This window comes from Aliikangiella coralliicola (assembly GCF_007004725.1).
GTDB lineage: Bacteria > Pseudomonadota > Gammaproteobacteria > Enterobacterales > Kangiellaceae > Aliikangiella > Aliikangiella coralliicola.
The window spans coordinates 320,318-337,161 of the sequence record NZ_ML660170.1 but is presented as its reverse complement, the minus strand read 5'-3'; the positions used below and the strand labels follow the sequence as shown (position 1 = coordinate 337,161).

General features: G+C 40.5%; 13 protein-coding genes. 8 read left to right on the top strand and 5 right to left on the bottom strand.

Going from position 1 to position 16,844, the window contains the following annotated elements; translation table 11 throughout:
• Positions 1-150: 150 nt before the first annotated feature.
• The 4 genes from FLL46_RS23540 to FLL46_RS23530 form a co-directional block, all read right to left on the bottom strand.
• Positions 151-594, bottom strand: a complete 444-nt coding sequence (locus tag FLL46_RS23540; protein WP_142934322.1) for a hypothetical protein — start codon at positions 592-594, stop codon at positions 151-153.
• Between the two features lie 82 nt (positions 595-676).
• Positions 677-4,366: a methionine synthase gene (gene metH, locus FLL46_RS23535; protein WP_142934320.1), complete on the bottom strand. Its 3,690-nt coding sequence runs from the start codon at positions 4,364-4,366 to the stop codon at positions 677-679.
• A 63-nt stretch (positions 4,367-4,429) separates the two neighbouring features.
• Positions 4,430-4,582 carry a hypothetical protein gene (locus FLL46_RS27225; protein ID WP_168204301.1) on the bottom strand — a complete coding sequence of 51 codons (153 nt, stop codon included), beginning with the start codon at positions 4,580-4,582 and terminating at the stop codon, positions 4,430-4,432.
• On the bottom strand, positions 4,575-5,570 hold the full coding sequence (locus FLL46_RS23530; RefSeq protein WP_142934318.1) for a LysR substrate-binding domain-containing protein: 996 nt from the start codon (positions 5,568-5,570) through the stop codon (positions 4,575-4,577). Before FLL46_RS23530 ends, FLL46_RS27225 begins: the two co-directional genes overlap by 8 nt.
• Before the next feature lie 268 nt (positions 5,571-5,838).
• On the opposite strand from FLL46_RS23530, the gene cysG reads away from it, so the two are divergent.
• Both cysG and cysK read left to right on the top strand, forming a co-directional pair.
• Complete coding sequence (gene cysG, locus FLL46_RS23525; protein WP_142934317.1) at positions 5,839-7,254, top strand: siroheme synthase CysG; 1,416 nt, start codon at positions 5,839-5,841, stop codon at positions 7,252-7,254.
• 36 nt (positions 7,255-7,290) lie between these two features.
• On the top strand, positions 7,291-8,247 hold the full coding sequence (gene cysK, locus FLL46_RS23520) for a cysteine synthase A (protein WP_142934315.1): 957 nt from the start codon (positions 7,291-7,293) through the stop codon (positions 8,245-8,247).
• Between the two features lie 291 nt (positions 8,248-8,538).
• Here cysK and metJ read toward each other — a convergent pair whose 3' ends face one another.
• Positions 8,539-8,832 (bottom strand): met regulon transcriptional regulator MetJ, encoded by a 294-nt coding sequence (gene metJ, locus FLL46_RS23515; protein WP_142934313.1) that lies wholly within the window; start codon positions 8,830-8,832, stop codon positions 8,539-8,541.
• A 179-nt stretch (positions 8,833-9,011) separates the two neighbouring features.
• On the opposite strand from metJ, the gene metB reads away from it, so the two are divergent.
• The 6 genes from metB (at position 9,012) to FLL46_RS23485 (ending at position 16,794) form a co-directional block, all read left to right on the top strand.
• Positions 9,012-10,211 carry a cystathionine gamma-synthase gene (gene metB / locus FLL46_RS23510; protein WP_142934311.1) on the top strand — a complete coding sequence of 400 codons (1,200 nt, stop codon included), beginning with the start codon at positions 9,012-9,014 and terminating at the stop codon, positions 10,209-10,211.
• Entirely contained in the window at positions 10,204-11,661 is a 1,458-nt protein-coding gene (locus FLL46_RS23505) for an aspartate kinase (protein ID WP_142934309.1), read from the top strand. The genes metB and FLL46_RS23505 overlap by 8 nt, the downstream gene beginning before the upstream one ends.
• Entirely contained in the window at positions 11,651-12,574 is a 924-nt protein-coding gene (metF, locus tag FLL46_RS23500; RefSeq protein WP_142934307.1) for a methylenetetrahydrofolate reductase, read from the top strand. Before FLL46_RS23505 ends, metF begins: the two co-directional genes overlap by 11 nt.
• Positions 12,575-12,736: 162 nt before the next feature.
• Entirely contained in the window at positions 12,737-14,647 is a 1,911-nt protein-coding gene (locus tag FLL46_RS23495; RefSeq protein WP_142934305.1) for an ATP-binding cassette domain-containing protein, read from the top strand.
• A gap of 106 nt (positions 14,648-14,753) precedes the next feature.
• Entirely contained in the window at positions 14,754-15,521 is a 768-nt protein-coding gene (locus FLL46_RS23490) for an ATP adenylyltransferase family protein (RefSeq protein WP_142934303.1), read from the top strand.
• Between the two features lie 310 nt (positions 15,522-15,831).
• Positions 15,832-16,794 carry an alpha/beta hydrolase gene (locus FLL46_RS23485; RefSeq protein ID WP_142934301.1) on the top strand — a complete coding sequence of 321 codons (963 nt, stop codon included), beginning with the start codon at positions 15,832-15,834 and terminating at the stop codon, positions 16,792-16,794.
• Positions 16,795-16,844 lie beyond the last annotated feature (50 nt).

The following is a 16,844-nucleotide window of genomic DNA, read 5'->3' as shown; positions in this document are numbered from 1 at the left end:
GCGAATACGTTTCAGGAATGAATAGACAGTCACGAGTTTTGCGGTTGAGGAGTTAAAGCCTGACACCAATGCGGTGACTGTCTGCTAAAGAGTGCACTAAACGCAGAGACCAACAATATTGAGAAAATAAGCGACTGTCTGTTAATAGAGTTAATTTAGAGCATAGGGGCGCGTAACCATTTTCTGTGGTTTGGAGTGACCGAAAATCTCTCTGTAGCATCCTTCGCAAATTTTTAAGTCAGGATATTCTGAGAGTAGTGTTGCTAACGCATTTGTAATTTGATCTTTGGCCGAGCGCAGATGCGGGTGGTATTCAGAATTACTTCCGCTGAGATGGGTAAGCGATATAATAACTTTGTGAGCCTGCAGTAGAATATTGCAGGCCATTTCTACCTCGCCTTGGGCAGTGTAACTTTCGCTGTAATATTGGTATGAAGTTGTAACACACGCGATAGCTTCTTTTGGTACCGGCCAACGATAGTATAGATATTTTGAACGCTCCAGAGCTTTCAAATACTTTTGTTGGGATAAACTATACTGCCCGGCATTATAAAGTTTGTTGCCGTCTCTTATAAGTTTCTTCCATATGTCCACAATAATGACTCTTATTATTTGCTAATGAGAATCATTATCGTTAATAAGGGAAGAGTTGTCAATAACTCATTCGCGATATTAATTAACCATAATTTAAATTAGGAGCAAGCCATCTTTCAGCTTGTTCTAGACTCCAATTTTTTCTCTTGGCATAATCTTCAACTTGTTGTTTGGAGATTTTTCCAACACCAAAATATTGTGATTGGGGATGCGAAAAATACCATCCTGAAACCGCTGCAGTAGGAAACATTGCGAAACTCTCAGTGATGTTTAATTCAATATTTTCGTCTGGTTTTAACATTTCCCAGAGGGTCGCTTTTTCAGTATGATCTGGGCAAGCAGGATATCCTGGAGCGGGGCGAATACCTTGATATCGTTCTGATATAAGTTCTTCATTCGATAGATTTTCATCAGTAGCGTAACCCCAGAACTCTTTTCTGACTCTTTCATGCATCCTTTCTGCGAATGCTTCTGCTAATCTATCGGCGAGCGCTTTGAGAAGAATGCTCGAATAATCGTCATGTGCCTCTTCAAATCGTTTCACGTGCTGGTCAATGCCAATACCAGCGGTCACAGCAAACGCGCCAATATAATCGGTTACGCCACTATCTTTTGGCGCAATAAAATCTGCCAAAGCATGATTTGCTTTGCCTTTTCGTGTCTGCTTTTGCTGTCGTAAAAAATGGAGTTTATGAGAGACGTTATTTTTAGATTGATCTTCGTAAATCTCGACGTCGTCATGATCGACACTATTCGCGGGATAGAAGCCAATTACCGCTCGGGCGGTTAACCATTTTTCAGTGATAATCTTATCGAGCATTTTCTGGGCGTCGTCGTACAATTTTGTTGCCGACTCTCCAACCACTTCGTCTGTTAATATTCGCGGGAATTTACCCGCTAGTTCCCAGCTGCGGAAAAAAGGCGTCCAGTCAATTCTATTTCTCAAATCGTCGAGCGGATACTCATCAAATACCTTTGTCCCGAGAAAACAGGGTACAATTGGTTTGTATTCTTGCCAATTAATATCAATTTTATACTTGCGAGATTCGTCGAGATCTGTCGACTTTACTTTGGTTTGTTTTCCCTCTCTCTCTACTCTTAGAGTTTGATATTCAGTTTTTACTTTCTCGACATATTCAGGTTTGTGATCGTCGCTTAACAATTGACTCGCAGCGGTAACAACTCGTGACGCGTCGGTAATGTAAATGACAGAATGTTCATAGTTAGGTTCAATTTTCACTGCAGTGTGAATTTTAGAGGTTGTCGCACCGCCGATAAGCAGTGGAATGTTTAACCCGTGACGTTGCATTTCTTTAGCAACATAAACCATTTCATCAAGAGAAGGGGTGATCAACCCGGACAAACCAATAAGATCACAATTTTCTTTTTTAGCGACTTCAATGATTTTTTCACAGCTAACCATAACGCCTAAATCGATCACTTCATATCCGTTACATTGAAGCACTACACCAACAATATTTTTTCCAATATCGTGCACGTCTCCTTTAACTGTTGCGAGCAGGATTTTTCCATTTGATTTGGTTTCAAGGTTGAGCGTTTTCTTTTCTTCTTCCATAAACGGTTCAAGATAGGCTACGGCTTTTTTCATCACTCTTGCCGACTTAACCACTTGTGGTAAAAACATTTTTCCAGAGCCGAAAAGATCGCCAACAATATTCATTCCATCCATTAATGGGCCTTCGATGACATGCAGCGGCCGATCATATGATTGACGTGCCTCTTCGATATCTTCATCGATAAACTCGGTTATTCCTTTCACCAGAGAATGTTCAATTCTTTGATTTACAGGTTGTTCTCTCCAGGCAAGACGATTATCTTCTTTTTCAGAATCGGATGTTGCTCGAAAACTCTCAGCGATTTCTACTAACTTTTCAGTGGCTTCAGGATCAGCGTTTAGCACAACTGCTTCGACAGCTTTTTTCAGCTCAGGATCGATTTCAGAATAGACCTCCAACTGACCCGCGTTAACAATTCCCATGTCCATACCAGCGCTAATTGCATGATATAAAAAGACGGCATGGATGGCTTCTCTGACCGGATTGTTTCCCCTGAATGAAAACGAAACATTTGATACGCCCCCAGAGACCATCGCACCTTTTAGGTTTTGTTTAATCCAGCGGGTTGCTTCAATAAAGTCCACTGCGTAATTATTATGCTCTTCAATTCCTGTGGCTATCGCGAAAATATTTGGATCGAAAATAATATCTTCCGCAGAAAAACCAACATCTTTAGTTAAAATATTGTAGGCTCTTTCGCAGATTTCTATTTTTCTCTGATATGTGTCCGCTTGACCTTGCTCGTCAAAAGCCATTACGATCACTGCTGCACCATAACGGAGTGCTTTTTTTGCATGTGAAATAAATTCTTTTTCGCCTTCTTTAAGTGAAATAGAGTTGATAATTCCTTTTCCCTGAATACACTGTAATCCGGCTTCAATTACTTCCCATTTGGAAGAGTCGAGCATAATCGGCACGCGAGAGATATCTGGCTCGGCAGCTATGAGATTGAGAAAGCGTTTCATACTTTCAACAGAATCAAGCATTCCTTCATCCATATTGATATCAATTATTTGAGCGCCGTTTTCAACTTGATCTCTGGCAACGTCAAGTGCAGTTTCGAAGTCATTTTCTTTAATCAGCCTGAGAAACCTTGCAGACCCAGTTACATTGGTTCGCTCTCCAACATTAATAAACAGACTTTCTTTATCAATTGTCAGCGGTTCTAATCCTGACAAATGGCAAGCTGCTCGAAGCTCTGTGATTTTTCTTGGCGAGTGATTTTCAGCGAGCTGATTGAGCGCTTTGATGTGGGCTGGCGTTGTCCCACAACAACCACCGACAATATTGAGTAATCCAAGTTCAGCCCATTCTGAAAGTTCGTTAACCATATCTTCAGGAGTTTCATCGTAACCGCCAAATTCATTGGGTAATCCGGCGTTTGGATGGGCTGATACATAGCAGTTGGCCACACGCGAAAGCTCTGAAATATATTGACGAAGTTCTTTTGCTCCCAGGGCACAATTTAAACCAAAACTAATCGGTTTCGCGTGTTGCAGAGAGTTGTAAAAAGCTTCGGTAGTCTGGCCGGTCAGTGTTCTTCCCGAGGCATCAGTAATAGTGCCGGAAATCATTACTGGACGACGGATATTTTCATTTTCAAAATATTCTTCTACGGCGTAAATTGCGGCTTTAGCATTGAGCGTATCGAAAATCGTTTCGATTAAAATAATATCTGAGCCACCTTCAACAAGTGCTTTTGTCGATTCATAGTAAGCGGTCTTTAGCTCTTCAAAAGTAATTGCTCGATAGCCAGGGTCATTAACGTCTGGTGAGAGACTGCTGGTTTTATTGGTAGGTCCTAATACACCAGCAACGAAGCGCGGTTTGTCTGGAGTAGAAATTTCTTGCGCAACTTGCTTCGCTAATCGTGCAGATTCGAAATTAATTTCAGCACTAATCGCTTCCATTTCATAATCTGCCATTGCAATACTTGTTGCGTTAAATGTATTGGTTTCGATAATATCTGAGCCAGCTTCCAGGTACTCACGATGGATCGATTTTATGGCTTCAGGTTGAGTAATACTGAGCAGATCATTATTGCCTTTTAAATCACAATGCCAGTTTTTGAAACGATCGCCGCGGTAATCATTTTCTTCAAACTGATAAGACTGGATCATTGTGCCCATTGCACCGTCTAACAGCAGAATTCGTTCTTGAAGTAGTTGATTGAGTAATTCAGTTTTGTCGCTCATAGATCACGTCAGTATTTGTTAAACCAGGACTTATTTAAACTAGATTTATTATCAGCCCTTTGATCAATTTTTTATTGACTGGTTAGTAATAACTGACGATGGAAGCAGGTATTTTGCTAACCACCAGCTATTACTAGACCAGTTCATAAATACAGTTAATTCGCTTTTCTTTGTTAGTGTATCAAGTGCAATACTGATGATTGACTGACTACGCATTTCCTATTCGATGCATCGGAAGCGATTGTTCTTCTCCCTGACTGATAATGCCGCCGTCAACCGGGATTTCTTTATTGACATATCCGTTGAGCCACTCGCGTGTGATATGAGGTGCAAACAACTCGATAAAACTATACATGTAGCGGCGTAGCAATAAGTTTTTATTAAACGCAATCCAGGTCGTGCAGCGGGGTAAAATATTTTTTGCCGAAAAACCGATCAAGTCTTGATCTGTTCTTGGGTTAAAGGCCATGCTCGCAATAATTCCAATGCCGAGTCCATTGCGCACATAAGTTTTTATAACATCGGCATCTCTCGCAGTGAAGACAATGTTAGGTTGTAATCCTTTTGCTTTCATTGCTTTGACTAAGCTTGACTCGCCAACAGCTGGTTTTTTATAGGTGATGATTGGATACTTGGCAATGTCTTCAATCGTTGGTTTTGTTAAGTCTCCCAAAGGGTGGTCTTGTGGAAAAACAATAACCCGATCCCAATGATAACAAGGGATCTTAATTACATCGGGAGACAAGTTGGTATTATCAGAAGCAATTGCAAAATCAATTTGTTTTTTATCCAGAAGATCACTCATCTGTTCTGCTGAGCCGTGCTGCAGATCGATTTGTAAATTGGGAAAACGAGCGTGAAAGCGTTTAAAAACTTCTGGTAATACATATTTGGCTTGAGTTTGAGTTGTTGCCAGGCTAAAGCTACCTGACTCAACTTTGTTTTTATCTTGCGCAATTCGTTTAATATTTTCGACTTCTTGAAGTGCTCGACGTGCGTGTTTAACAACATCTTCGCCAAGGGCGGTTAGCCCGATTAATTGTTTGCCGCTACGCTCAAAAATTTTCAGGTCTAGTTCGTCTTCAAGCAAGCGTAATTGCTTGCTGATCCCAGGCTGGGATGTATAAATCTTTTCAGCGGCAGTTGTAATATTAAAATTGTTTTCAACTATCGCTACCAGGTACTTCAATTGGTGTAGCTTCATCGTATTCACTTCATCTATGGTTTGGTTACTGCTTTTATACAACTAAATCGCTATTTAGACGTCTAGACGTAAAGAAGGCGCAAATTTAACACCCTTTGTAAAGAATATCAACTTATTATTAATAATAGATATTAACAGCAATTATTACCATCAAACGCCCGTCGTTGTGCGGTATTTCCACTGGTTATGTATAAAGAGCGAATGTCTATTTCTTGAATTTGAGAAATAGTGGTCTTATGGTTATCGCAAAGAACTATCGGAAAATGTTGTGGATTACTTACCAATTACAGTACAAATGAAAGGTCGGCGTTGCCTCATCGTAGGCGGCGGAGATGTGGCTGCACGTAAATTAAAACATTTGCTAAAGTCAGACAGCCTGGTGACTATGGTAAGTCACGATTTTTGCGAAGAAGTGGCTGAAATAGCTGAAAACAATGGTGTTGAGCTTATTCGTGGAAGTTTTACCCCCGATATACTCGATAATATTTACCTGGTAATAGCTGCAACCGATGATCGAATGGCTAATCGCCAGGTGAGTATCGCAGCACAACAACGTAATGTGTGGGTTAATGTTGTCGATGACCTGGAATTGAGCACATTTATCATGCCCGCAGTGATTGATCGATCGCCACTACTAATTGCTGTTTCCAGTTCAGGCGTTTCGCCGGTTTTGGCAAGAAAAATTCGTGAAAAGATAGAGTGGTTACTTCCTAGATCGCTTGGTAAGTTATTGTTAAAACTTAAGGGTTTAAGGCCGGAAATTAAAAAAAAGTTTAAACAAATGACCGATAAACGCAGTTTTTCGGAATGGTATATCGAGTCAGCATTAAAAGATGAAAACCAGCTTGAGAAAGATACTCATTCTTTATTTGAAGATTATCAAAATAACCATCGACCTACAGGCAAAGTTTACATTGTAGGGGCAGGGCCTGGTGCCGTTGATTTATTAACCGTAAAAGCACTAAAACTCATCCAGAAAGCTGATGTTGTGTTACATGATGCGTTGGTAAGTGAAGAGATTTTAGCCAGTGTCCGTAAAGACGCTACTCTTGTTTATGTTGGCAAAAGATCGAGTCAACACTTTGTCACTCAGGACCGTACTAACGAACTACTAGTTGAATATGCTCAGAAAGGACTATCTGTCGTCAGATTGAAAGGAGGCGATCCATTTATCTTTGGGCGAGGTGGTGAAGAAATTCAAGTTTTAGCTGAACATGGGGTCGATTACGAAGTTGTACCGGGTGTTACTGCGGCAGCTGGTTGTGCTAGCTACGCAGGTATTCCTTTAACTCATAGAGATCATTCTCAATCTGTACGATTCGTTACAGCGCACGAAAAGGGAACTGACAGCAAAGTTGACTGGCAAAGTTTGGCGAAAGAAAATCAAACCCTTGTTTTTTATATGGGATTGATGCGAAGTAAAAAAATATCTGACTCGTTAATTAAGCACGGCGGTAAGCCCAGCACACCTGTCGCGATAGTCGCAAAAGGGACAACATCAGACCAAAAAGTCGTCGTTGGCGAGCTTCATGAACTATCATTAATGGTTGATAGATACTCTATTCAAGCACCAGCCCTAATCATTGTTGGCGAAGTCGCCAAGCTAGCGAAAGATTTACACTGGTTTAAACACGGTCAGCTGATCGAAGCGAAGCCAGAACTCAGTAAGATCGTTAATCAATAAACTTAATATCCAATCTTTAATACGGGAAATACTACTATGAAATACGAGTCAATTCTTGACACTATCGGTAATACGCCAATTATCAAGATTAATCGTTTGGCCCCGAAGCATGTCAATATGTATGTTAAACCTGAATTTTTTAACCCATTGGCGTCGGTTAAGGATCGATTAGCGTTTGCAATTATTAACGATGCGGAACAAAAAGGGCGTTTAAAACCAGGTCAAACTGTCGTAGAGGCGACTTCAGGTAATACCGGTATCGCGTTAGCGATGGTATGCGCCGCGAAGGGCTATCCTTTTGTTGCAGTAATGACTGAGACCTTCTCTGTTGAGCGCCGTAAAGTTATGCGTGCCCTTGGGGCCAAAGTTGTTCTAACTCCAGCAGCTGAACGTGGTACCGGAATGGTGCGAATTGCAGCGGAACTTGCGGAAAAAAATGGATGGTTCCTGGCGCAACAGTTTGAGAATGAAGCTAACCCAGAATACCACCGCAATACAACTGCTCCTGAAATTTTGCGTGATTTCGCTGGTGAACGGCTAGACTACTTCGTCAGTGGTTATGGTACTGGCGGTACAATTACAGGCGTTGGAGAGGTGTTGAAAGTTGCGCGCCCTGAAGTGCAAGTGATTGGAACAGAGCCTGAAGGTGCTGCGTTACTAAGTGGAAAAGATTGGGCTCCGCATAAAATCCAGGGTTGGACACCTGATTTTGTCGCGGAAGTACTAAATCGTGAAGTCATCGATCAGGTTATTCCAGTTAATGATGAAGTCGCACGGGATACCGCCCTTGAGCTGGCGCAAAAAGAGGGTATTTTCTGTGGTATTTCATCTGGTGCAACATTTGCGACTGCACTTAAAGTTGCTGAGACAGCGCCTGAAGGCTCAACCATTTTGGCGATGCTACCTGATACAGGAGAGCGTTACTTAAGTACTTTCTTGTTCGATGGAATTGCGGAAGGTTCTGATGAAGAAATTCTTGAGACCTTGAAATAGTCTGATTGTATTAGATACAAACTGATGACTGGCATCTCATAGAAGAAATTACCACGTTGAATATAAGCATATTCAACGTGGTTTACCAATATTTGATTGTAAAATATAAGCTGTATGCTCCAGTTCAGGTTTTTATTATTCCGGTGACTTTCATATCTAAGAAGTAACCAGAATATAACCTGAGGTGCCTTAAGTAACGACACAGAGTTCTAGCTTAAAGCAAAAAATCCATTTATTCTTAGTGCACTTATCAAGAACTTTTGCTTATATACTGGTTAGACCTTCCTTGCGCTATTCTGCGCTTTCATTGGACTCAACATACTCAAGGATATAGTCAGTTTTTTCCTTACTTAAGTCTTCGTCACTTGGTAGCGGCTGCCCAGTGTAAGCATGTAAAAACGCCTCACACAAAAGCTCGCTATTCGTTGCGTGGCGTAGGTTTGACACCTGACGGCGAGTTCTTTCATCCGTCAAGATTTTTAGCACCGAGAATGGAATTGAGACGGTAATCTTTTTGACATTCTCTTTTTTCGCACCGTGTTCAACATAGGGATTAATGAATTCCCCGTTCCACTTTTTAACCATAGAAACCTCAATTTTTAATAATCCACCGTTATTTTACACAATTTTAGCCATCTAAACATCTTGACATGACAAGAATAATGAATATACTGCTGGCCATATAGACGTCCAAACGGCTTTATGGGTATTAGCCTAGCTGTTTGAACTAGATAAACAGCTAATTGATATTCGAGGTAACAGCTATGACAACTTATAACTCTTCAGAATTCGCCAGCGATACCATCGCAGTACGAGCTGGTATTGAAAGCGATACTCAGCATGGTGCGATAACTCCGCCACTATATCTTTCCAGCAATTATAGTTTTGCAGGTTTTGATGAGCCGAGAGAGTTTGATTACACCCGATCCGGCAATCCTACTCGCCAAATATTAGGCCAGGCAATCGCAGATCTAGAAAAAGGAGCGGGCGGTGTCATTACCTCGAGTGGCATGTCGGCTGTTTTTTTAGTTCTACAGTTATTGAAAGCCGGTGACAAAGTTCTAGCGCCACATGACTGCTACGGCGGCTGCTTCCGACTTTTTCGCTCTTATAACGAGAAGGGCATCATAGATGTTGACTTTATCGATCAATCTGATGAAAACGCATTATTAGCTGGATTAGAGAAAAATCCTAAGATTGTCTGGATTGAAACCCCAAGTAATCCATTGCTCCGTGTGGTTGATATCGAAAAGATTTCTGCTTTGGCTAAAGAAAAGGGAGCACTAGTTGTTGTCGACAATACTTTTTTGTCACCGGTTTTACAAAAGCCACTGTTATTAGGTGCAGATATTGTTCTTCATTCAACCACTAAATATATCAATGGTCACAGCGATGTTGTTGGTGGCGCTGTTGTCGCAAAAGATGAAAAAGTGTATGAGGATTTAAAATGGTGGGCAAATTGTACTGGAATTACCGGTGCGCCATTCGACAGCTTTTTAACGCTTCGTGGTCTGAGAACCCTTGATGTTCGGGTGAAGCGTCACTGTAAAAACGCGGCCCGTGTTGCTGAATACTTACAGGCCCATCCGCAAGTAGAGAAAGTTTATTATCCTGGGCTATCAGATCATCAAGGTCATGAAATCGCAGCTCGTCAACAAACCGGTTTTGGGGCGATGATTTCTTTCAAATTAAAAGGTGATGTTGAAGATGCTAAAAAGTTTCTTTCCGGGTTAGGTGTATTTTCGCTAGCAGAATCATTAGGCGGAGTGGAGAGTCTTATTTGCCATCCTTCAACCATGACTCATGCTGCGGTAGCACTTGAAGATCAAGAAACTGCAGGTATTACTCAGAACTTGCTCCGTCTGTCAGTGGGTATTGAAAATATTGAAGATATTTTAACTGACTTGGATAACGGTTTTGAAAATTGCCGTTTACACGAGGTCAAAGAAGTTTCTAATGGCTAACGAAGTAGGTCTAATATTAACTCCCGCCCAAACTTTTGATCGACAAGCGATAGCCGTTCATAAGTTTGGTGGTTCGAGTTTAGCTAGTAAAGAACGACTAAACAATGTTGCTCAAATCATTGAGCAACAGACTTTGGCTGAAGATTTTATCGTTGTTTCTGCAAATGGAAATATAACAGATTGGTTGGTAGAGTTTTCAGAGGGAGAAAAAGAAGCATTAGATAAAATATCAGATTACTACCAGGAGCTTGTTTCACAAACTCTCAACAAGCCCGAGAATTGCTTAGCTGATTTTCAAAGAGATATCGATGAATTGAAAGTAAAGCCATTTTCTTCAGAGGAAATTTTGGCGAATGGCGAAATTTGGTCAGCAAAATTATTGGTAGAGTTACTCAATGAACGAAATGTCAGTTCGCTTTTTATTGATGCGAGAAGCATTTTGTCAACTGATTCAATTGAAGATTATCGTCATTTCGATGTGGACTATTTCGATAAAGGAATAGAAAGAGAGATTTATGGCAATTTTGGCAAGCGCCTTATTGTCACAGGATACATTGCGCAAGATTTTTGCGATGAAACTATCACTCTCGGTCGTAATGGAAGCGATTATAGCGCAACTCTTTTAGCGCGTTTTGGAGAAGCCGAAAGCGTGACTCTATGGACCGATGTTTGCGGTATTTATACTGCTGACCCTCGTCTGGTAAAAAGCGCGCATCCGGTTAATTTTTTGACCTACGAAGAAGCACGAGATCTTGCTTCTGTAGGCACTAATGTGCTTCACCAAAAAACCATAAGCCCGCTAGTTGATAAGAATATCCCGTTATTTATTCGTTCTTCACTTGAACCACAAAAGCAAGGTACGAAAGTTTGTTCTCAGTGTGATAGTGAGGAGAGGGTTAAATCAATCGCATTGAAAAATGACCTATCCAAAATCAATATAGCTTTCAATCAAGATATTTGTGTTGATACTCTATTACATCAATTTTTTGAAAAGCACATAGTTGCATTGATTTGTGAACACTCGTCAAACGATAAAAAGATATCACTACTTATCGGTAAGGCCGATTTACCTGCTGCAGAAAACATTTTGGAGCAAGAATCGTTACAACGAGATACGCTAACTTTTGAAATTCAGAATGAAACTAGAAGTTTGATATCTATCGTTGGAAAAGGCGTTTTGCAAAACTCAAAACTTTTCGAAAGCCTGGAGTTCAATCTTAAAGATAAAGTTCAGTACCGATTTTTTCAAGGAACTCAAAAAAACGCGATTAACCTGGTGATTCAAGAACAGGATGCAATCTCAATTTTAAACCAGGTTTATTCAGCATGCTTTGAACTTGAGTCGGAAAAGTCAACACACGCGAATCGGCAGTTTTCGAAACAGTCTAATTCTCTAGCGTTAAACCAACATCCACAAAAAATTGCAGAGGCGGTTGAATATGGGATTTAATCACGCGCAACAAGTTGAAATTTTAAACCAGAATTTGTTCGATCTTTCCGGCAAAGTAAATGTTTCGTTTGAGTTTTTTCCACCGAACAGTGCCGAAATGGAGAAAACGCTTTGGAATTCGGTTAAACGTCTTGAAGGGTTATCTCCAAAGTTTGTTTCCGTCACCTATGGAGCTAATAATTCGACACGTGAAAGAACCCACAGAATTATTTCGAGAATTCAACAAGAAACTGACTTAGTGGCTGTGCCTCACTTAACTTGTATTGGGGCTAGTCGTGAAGAACTAGTAGAAATAGCGCAGGAGTATTGGAATTCAGGTATCAGGCATATCGTTGCATTAAGAGGTGATTTACCTGATTCAGATAAAGTTGGGCAGCAAGCCGATATGTATGCCTTGGATTTAGTGAAGTTATTAAAATCGGTTGCCGATTTTGAAATCAGTGTCGCCGCTTATCCGGAAATTCATCCGGAAGCACCAAACCCGCAGTTTGATTTGATTAATTTAAAGCGCAAAGTTGATGCCGGAGCAAGCCGGGCGATTAGTCAGTTCTTTTTTGATACCGAGACCTATTTGCGCTATCGAGATAGATGTTTAGCATCTGGTATTGATGTCGAAATTGTTCCGGGAATCTTACCTGTGACTAATTTCAAACAACTGTTGAGATTTTCTAAAATGACGAATGTTACGGTGCCCGGTTGGATGCACCGTCTGTATCAGGGGCTTGATGAAGACGCAACTACTCGAAACTTGATTGCTGCGAATGTTGCGATTGAGCAAGTTAAAGTTCTCGCGAAGGAGGGCGTTAGAGATTTTCACTTCTACACACTGAACCGCTCTGATCTCACATACGCTATTTGTCACTCTTTGGGCGTTCGGGAAAAAGCGTTTGAACCACAAGCAATTGCTGTTTGATAAATTCAAGGGCACGTAAAGTGCCCAGCTTTCCTTAGATACATCAGTTCTATATCGCCGTCTATCTCAAAATCATTTCTGCATCGCTTTTCTATACCTAACCATCTCCAATTTGCTAGAATGCCCGACATTAATCTTTGTGGTTTTGTTTGCAGGTAATTCATGTCTTTAATTCGTGGTGACAAGCTATCTTTGTCTTTTGGCCCTCAGGTGTTATTAGAAAACGCTTCTTTTGCGATTGAAGAGAAGCAGAAAGTCTGCCTCGTAGGTCGTAATGGAACAGGTAAGTCTACTCTTCTCAAACTAATTAATGGCGAAGCAATGCCTGATGACGGTCTTATTAACCGTTCTCGTAGCCACCGTGTCGGTTTTTTACCCCAGGCTTTACCTGAAAAGTCAGCGTTATCTATTCGGGAGTACGTTGAATCTGGTTTGGCAGACGTTAAACAATGGGTCGAAGACTACCAATCATTGATTATGCAAGATGTTAATTCGCCAAAACTGGCCGATTTAGAATCGAAAATAAACACGCATGATGGTTGGTCCATCGAAACGCGGGTAAAACAGACGCTGTCTCGGCTGGATTTAAATGGTGATATTAAAATGTCGGACCTGTCTGGAGGATGGCGCAGGAGAGCTGCGTTGGCAAAAGCGTTAGTGCAAGACCCAGATTTACTGATTCTCGATGAGCCTACTAACCATCTTGATTTGAGTAGTATTCAATGGCTGGAGGAGCAATTGGTCGTATTTAAAGGTGCGCTCTTGTTTGTTTCTCATGATCGTCATTTTGTCAATAAAGTCGCCGATACGATTATGGAACTTGACCGGGGTACTTTACGTCTTTTTCCAGGCAATTATCAAAAATACACAGAGTTAAAGGAACAGCAGTTGAAGGATGAAGAGAAGGTCAACATGGAATTCGATAAAAAGCTGGCTGCGGAAGAGGTGTGGATTAGACAAGGAATTAAGGCCCGAAGAACGCGAAATGAAGGGCGAGTTAGAGCGTTAAAAAAAATGCGTCAGGAACGAAGCGAAAGGCGTAATCAATTGGGAACCAGTAAACTTCAAGCGAGCGTGTCTGTTGCAGGTAGTAAAATTGTCGCCAAAATGCGAGATCTTGAAGTAGGGCATGACCGTAGTTTAATTCTTCCTTTTAATTCAATTATCCAAAAGGGAGACAAGATTGGAATTTTAGGAGATAACGGTAGCGGCAAGACCACTTTCATTAAAACTCTTCTTGGTCAACTTCCTGCCTTTGCAGGAGAATTAGAAGCGAGTGACTCATTGGAAATCGCTTATTTTGACCAACTTAGGCAAGCTGTCGATTTGACAAAGACGGTGTCAGAAAATATTGGCGAAGGTAAAGAATTTGTCGTCGTTGACGGCAAAGAAAGGCATGTTATTAGTTACATGCAGGATTTTAATTTCACCGCTGACAATGTGAGGGCGCCAGCCAGTTCGTTATCTGGCGGAGAGGTTAACCGTCTTCTATTAGCAAAATTATTTACTCGGCAGGCCAATTTATTTGTATTGGATGAGCCGACAAATGATCTTGATGTTGAAACACTTGAAATTCTTGAGCAGATGTTAGTTGAGATTAAAGCAACTGTCATTATTATCAGTCATGACCGGTTATTTCTTGATAATTGTTGTTCGTCTTTATTAGTGTTCGATAATCAATTACCGCCGCTATATCAGGTTGAGTCGGATCAATATCAAATCATCGATATTGTCGGGGGCTACCAGGACTGGTTACATTATTTTAATAATGCGATGCCTGTAGAAAAGAAAAAAGAGACTGAAAAGAAAGAGAAAGTTAAATCTAAGTTAAAACCGGCAAAATTGTCTTATAAAGAACAAAAGTTACTCGATGAACTACCCGAGAAAATTGATGAGCTAGAAGGAAAAATCGCGGAAATTGAGAGCGATATGGGAGCACCGAACTTTTATCAGGATAGGGAAAAAGCTGATGCGGTGGTTAAGGAGTTTGAAAAACTTCAACAGCAACTCAGCGATGATTATGAGCTTTGGGACGAATTAGAGGCGAAGAGGGATGCGCTTTCAAAAAATTGATTTTATTCCGATAAATCTAGGCAAGAGTCAGGTTTTTGTTAAGATTCATTAGTTTGGTAATTGCCCGCTAATAAAGCAATTGCTTCGAGGGATACTCTATTTAATTATGTTCTGGAACCGTGCAGCGATAGTCGCAAATCAAGCATTGGCTAATGGCGATTTAATGCCAATAGCTACCGAGCCAATGACAGTCAGGCAAAATAATACTGATTTCGTTGTAAGAATTCGAAATGAAAACATGGAGAAGAAATTTACGCTCTCTAAGGAGCGTGGCAACCCTTTTTTACCTTATGATGATAGCATGTACGTACATGCCGCGGGCGACTCTCATGTTTGCCTCTTAAACAAGTTTCCGGTTCTGTCACCTCATTTACTAATTTGTTCTAATGAATTTATCGAACAAACAAAGCCACTTGAAAAAATCGATTTTAAAGCCTGGCTACTAGGGTTTTGTGAGTCTGATGTGCTTGGTTTTTACAACAGTGGCGGTGATGCAGGGGCGAGCCAACCGCATCGACATATGCAGCTAGTAAAGACAGGTATTCCACTTAGGTCAACGATTGAGAGTGGCGAGCTGCCATTCAATCATAAAATTGCGCGTTTCGAAGAGCTTGATGCGGAGCTGATACACGAGCGTTATCTAACGGGAATGCAAGAATTAGAGTTATATGACAAGAATGTTTGCAAACCACACAATTTGTTACTCACCTCAAACTGGTTGCTGATAGTTCCGCGTAGTCGTGCGAGTCTCAATCACATTTTTGTTAACGGATTAAACTATGCGGGCCAGTTTTTGGTCAAAGATCTGCAAAGTAAAAACCAGCTAGAGGCGCAAGGTATATTGAATATCCTCAAAAAATGTAGTGAATACTGAATGATTCCGAATTCAATTTAAGTCAAAGAATACTATTTACTAATTTGAAGAAATAAATCACGAAACACGAATTGATTTTACTGGTATCTCAAAATGAGAATTGATTAACTGTGGTGTCAGTAGTATAAGTGGTTTATCTAAATAGCCTCGTTCTGCAGTAACACGCGATTAGCTGATTGCGTTAAGAGCTAAACTGTAAGGACACATTCCACAAAATTTTTTCGTTAGTGAACTCTTCCTGAATCAGTTAGGCAAGTTTTTATTTAGATCAAACGAAATTGAGAACATGACTTAATAAAGGACTGAAACCATGCTATTTATTACCAATAGAGAACCTAAAGGATCAATTCGATTTAAAAGAGATCGCACCTATAAATTTGATTTAGACAAAAATGCGCCTTCAAATTCCGTTTATTATTGTGAGCGACTAGAAAAGGATAGCTATAAAGAAATCGGCGCAAATAACCTGTTGAGCCGATTGAAAGATTGTGAGGCGAAGCAGTTATTATTTTTTATCCACGGATTTTCAAATTTACCAGAAAAGCATATATTTCCAAGAGTGGAGCAACTACAAGGCTATTTTGATCAAAAACAAGCAGGTTTGATAGAAGTCGTTCCGTTGATTTGGCCTTGTGACAATGATTTTGGAATCATTAAAGATTATTGGGATGATCAAAAATCCGCGGATAATAGTGCGTTTGCTTTTTCTCGTGTGTTGCAGAAATTTATGGCGTGGCGCGACGAAGCAAAAGAAGATGACCCTTGTTTAAAGAGAATTAATGTTTTAGCCCATTCGATGGGAAATCGAGTGCTTCGAGAAACTTTGTCTAAATGGGACAAATATGATTTGGCTAACGGCGTTCCTTTATTATTTAGAAATACTATTTTGATGGCTGCAGATATTGTCAATGAGTCTTTAGAAGAAGGTGAGAAAGGTCGTTTGATCAGCCAATCTTCAAGGAACGTATCTGTCTATTATGCATCAGATGATCTCGCGTTACGCTCAAGTAAAATTTCTAATCTGAAAAATAAAGTCGCTTCGCGAAGACTTGGTCATACAGGCCCGGAAGATATGCGTAAAACCCAATCGAACGTGTACGCTATTGATTGTGATAACTTCAATAACAAATATGATAGGCCGAAAGGACATTCTTATTTTCTTGATAATGGTGATGATCAAATTGGCGCTGTTTTTGAACATTTATTTAATACTATTAAAACTGGCCGAGTCGACGTCGAAGGTAATATTAATCGGAAACATATACTAGGCTAACCTGCATTCTTATCTAGAATTTTAGCTAGCTTACTCAAGTAACAACAGGA

Coding starts and splice junctions, on each gene's coding strand:
- metH (WP_142934320.1), bottom strand. CDS start 4,366: ATGAGCGACAAAACTGAATTACTCAATCAACTACTTCAAGAACGAATT.
- FLL46_RS27225 (WP_168204301.1), bottom strand. CDS start 4,582: ATGCGTAGTCAGTCAATCATCAGTATTGCACTTGATACACTAACAAAG.
- FLL46_RS23530 (WP_142934318.1), bottom strand. CDS start 5,570: ATGAAGCTACACCAATTGAAGTACCTGGTAGCGATAGTTGAAAACAAT.
- cysK (WP_142934315.1), top strand. CDS start 7,291: ATGAAATACGAGTCAATTCTTGACACTATCGGTAATACGCCAATTATC.
- metJ (WP_142934313.1), bottom strand. CDS start 8,832: ATGGTTAAAAAGTGGAACGGGGAATTCATTAATCCCTATGTTGAACAC.
- metB (WP_142934311.1), top strand. CDS start 9,012: ATGACAACTTATAACTCTTCAGAATTCGCCAGCGATACCATCGCAGTA.
- FLL46_RS23505 (WP_142934309.1), top strand. CDS start 10,204: ATGGCTAACGAAGTAGGTCTAATATTAACTCCCGCCCAAACTTTTGAT.
- metF (WP_142934307.1), top strand. CDS start 11,651: ATGGGATTTAATCACGCGCAACAAGTTGAAATTTTAAACCAGAATTTG.
- FLL46_RS23495 (WP_142934305.1), top strand. CDS start 12,737: ATGTCTTTAATTCGTGGTGACAAGCTATCTTTGTCTTTTGGCCCTCAG.
- FLL46_RS23490 (WP_142934303.1), top strand. CDS start 14,754: ATGTTCTGGAACCGTGCAGCGATAGTCGCAAATCAAGCATTGGCTAAT.
- FLL46_RS23485 (WP_142934301.1), top strand. CDS start 15,832: ATGCTATTTATTACCAATAGAGAACCTAAAGGATCAATTCGATTTAAA.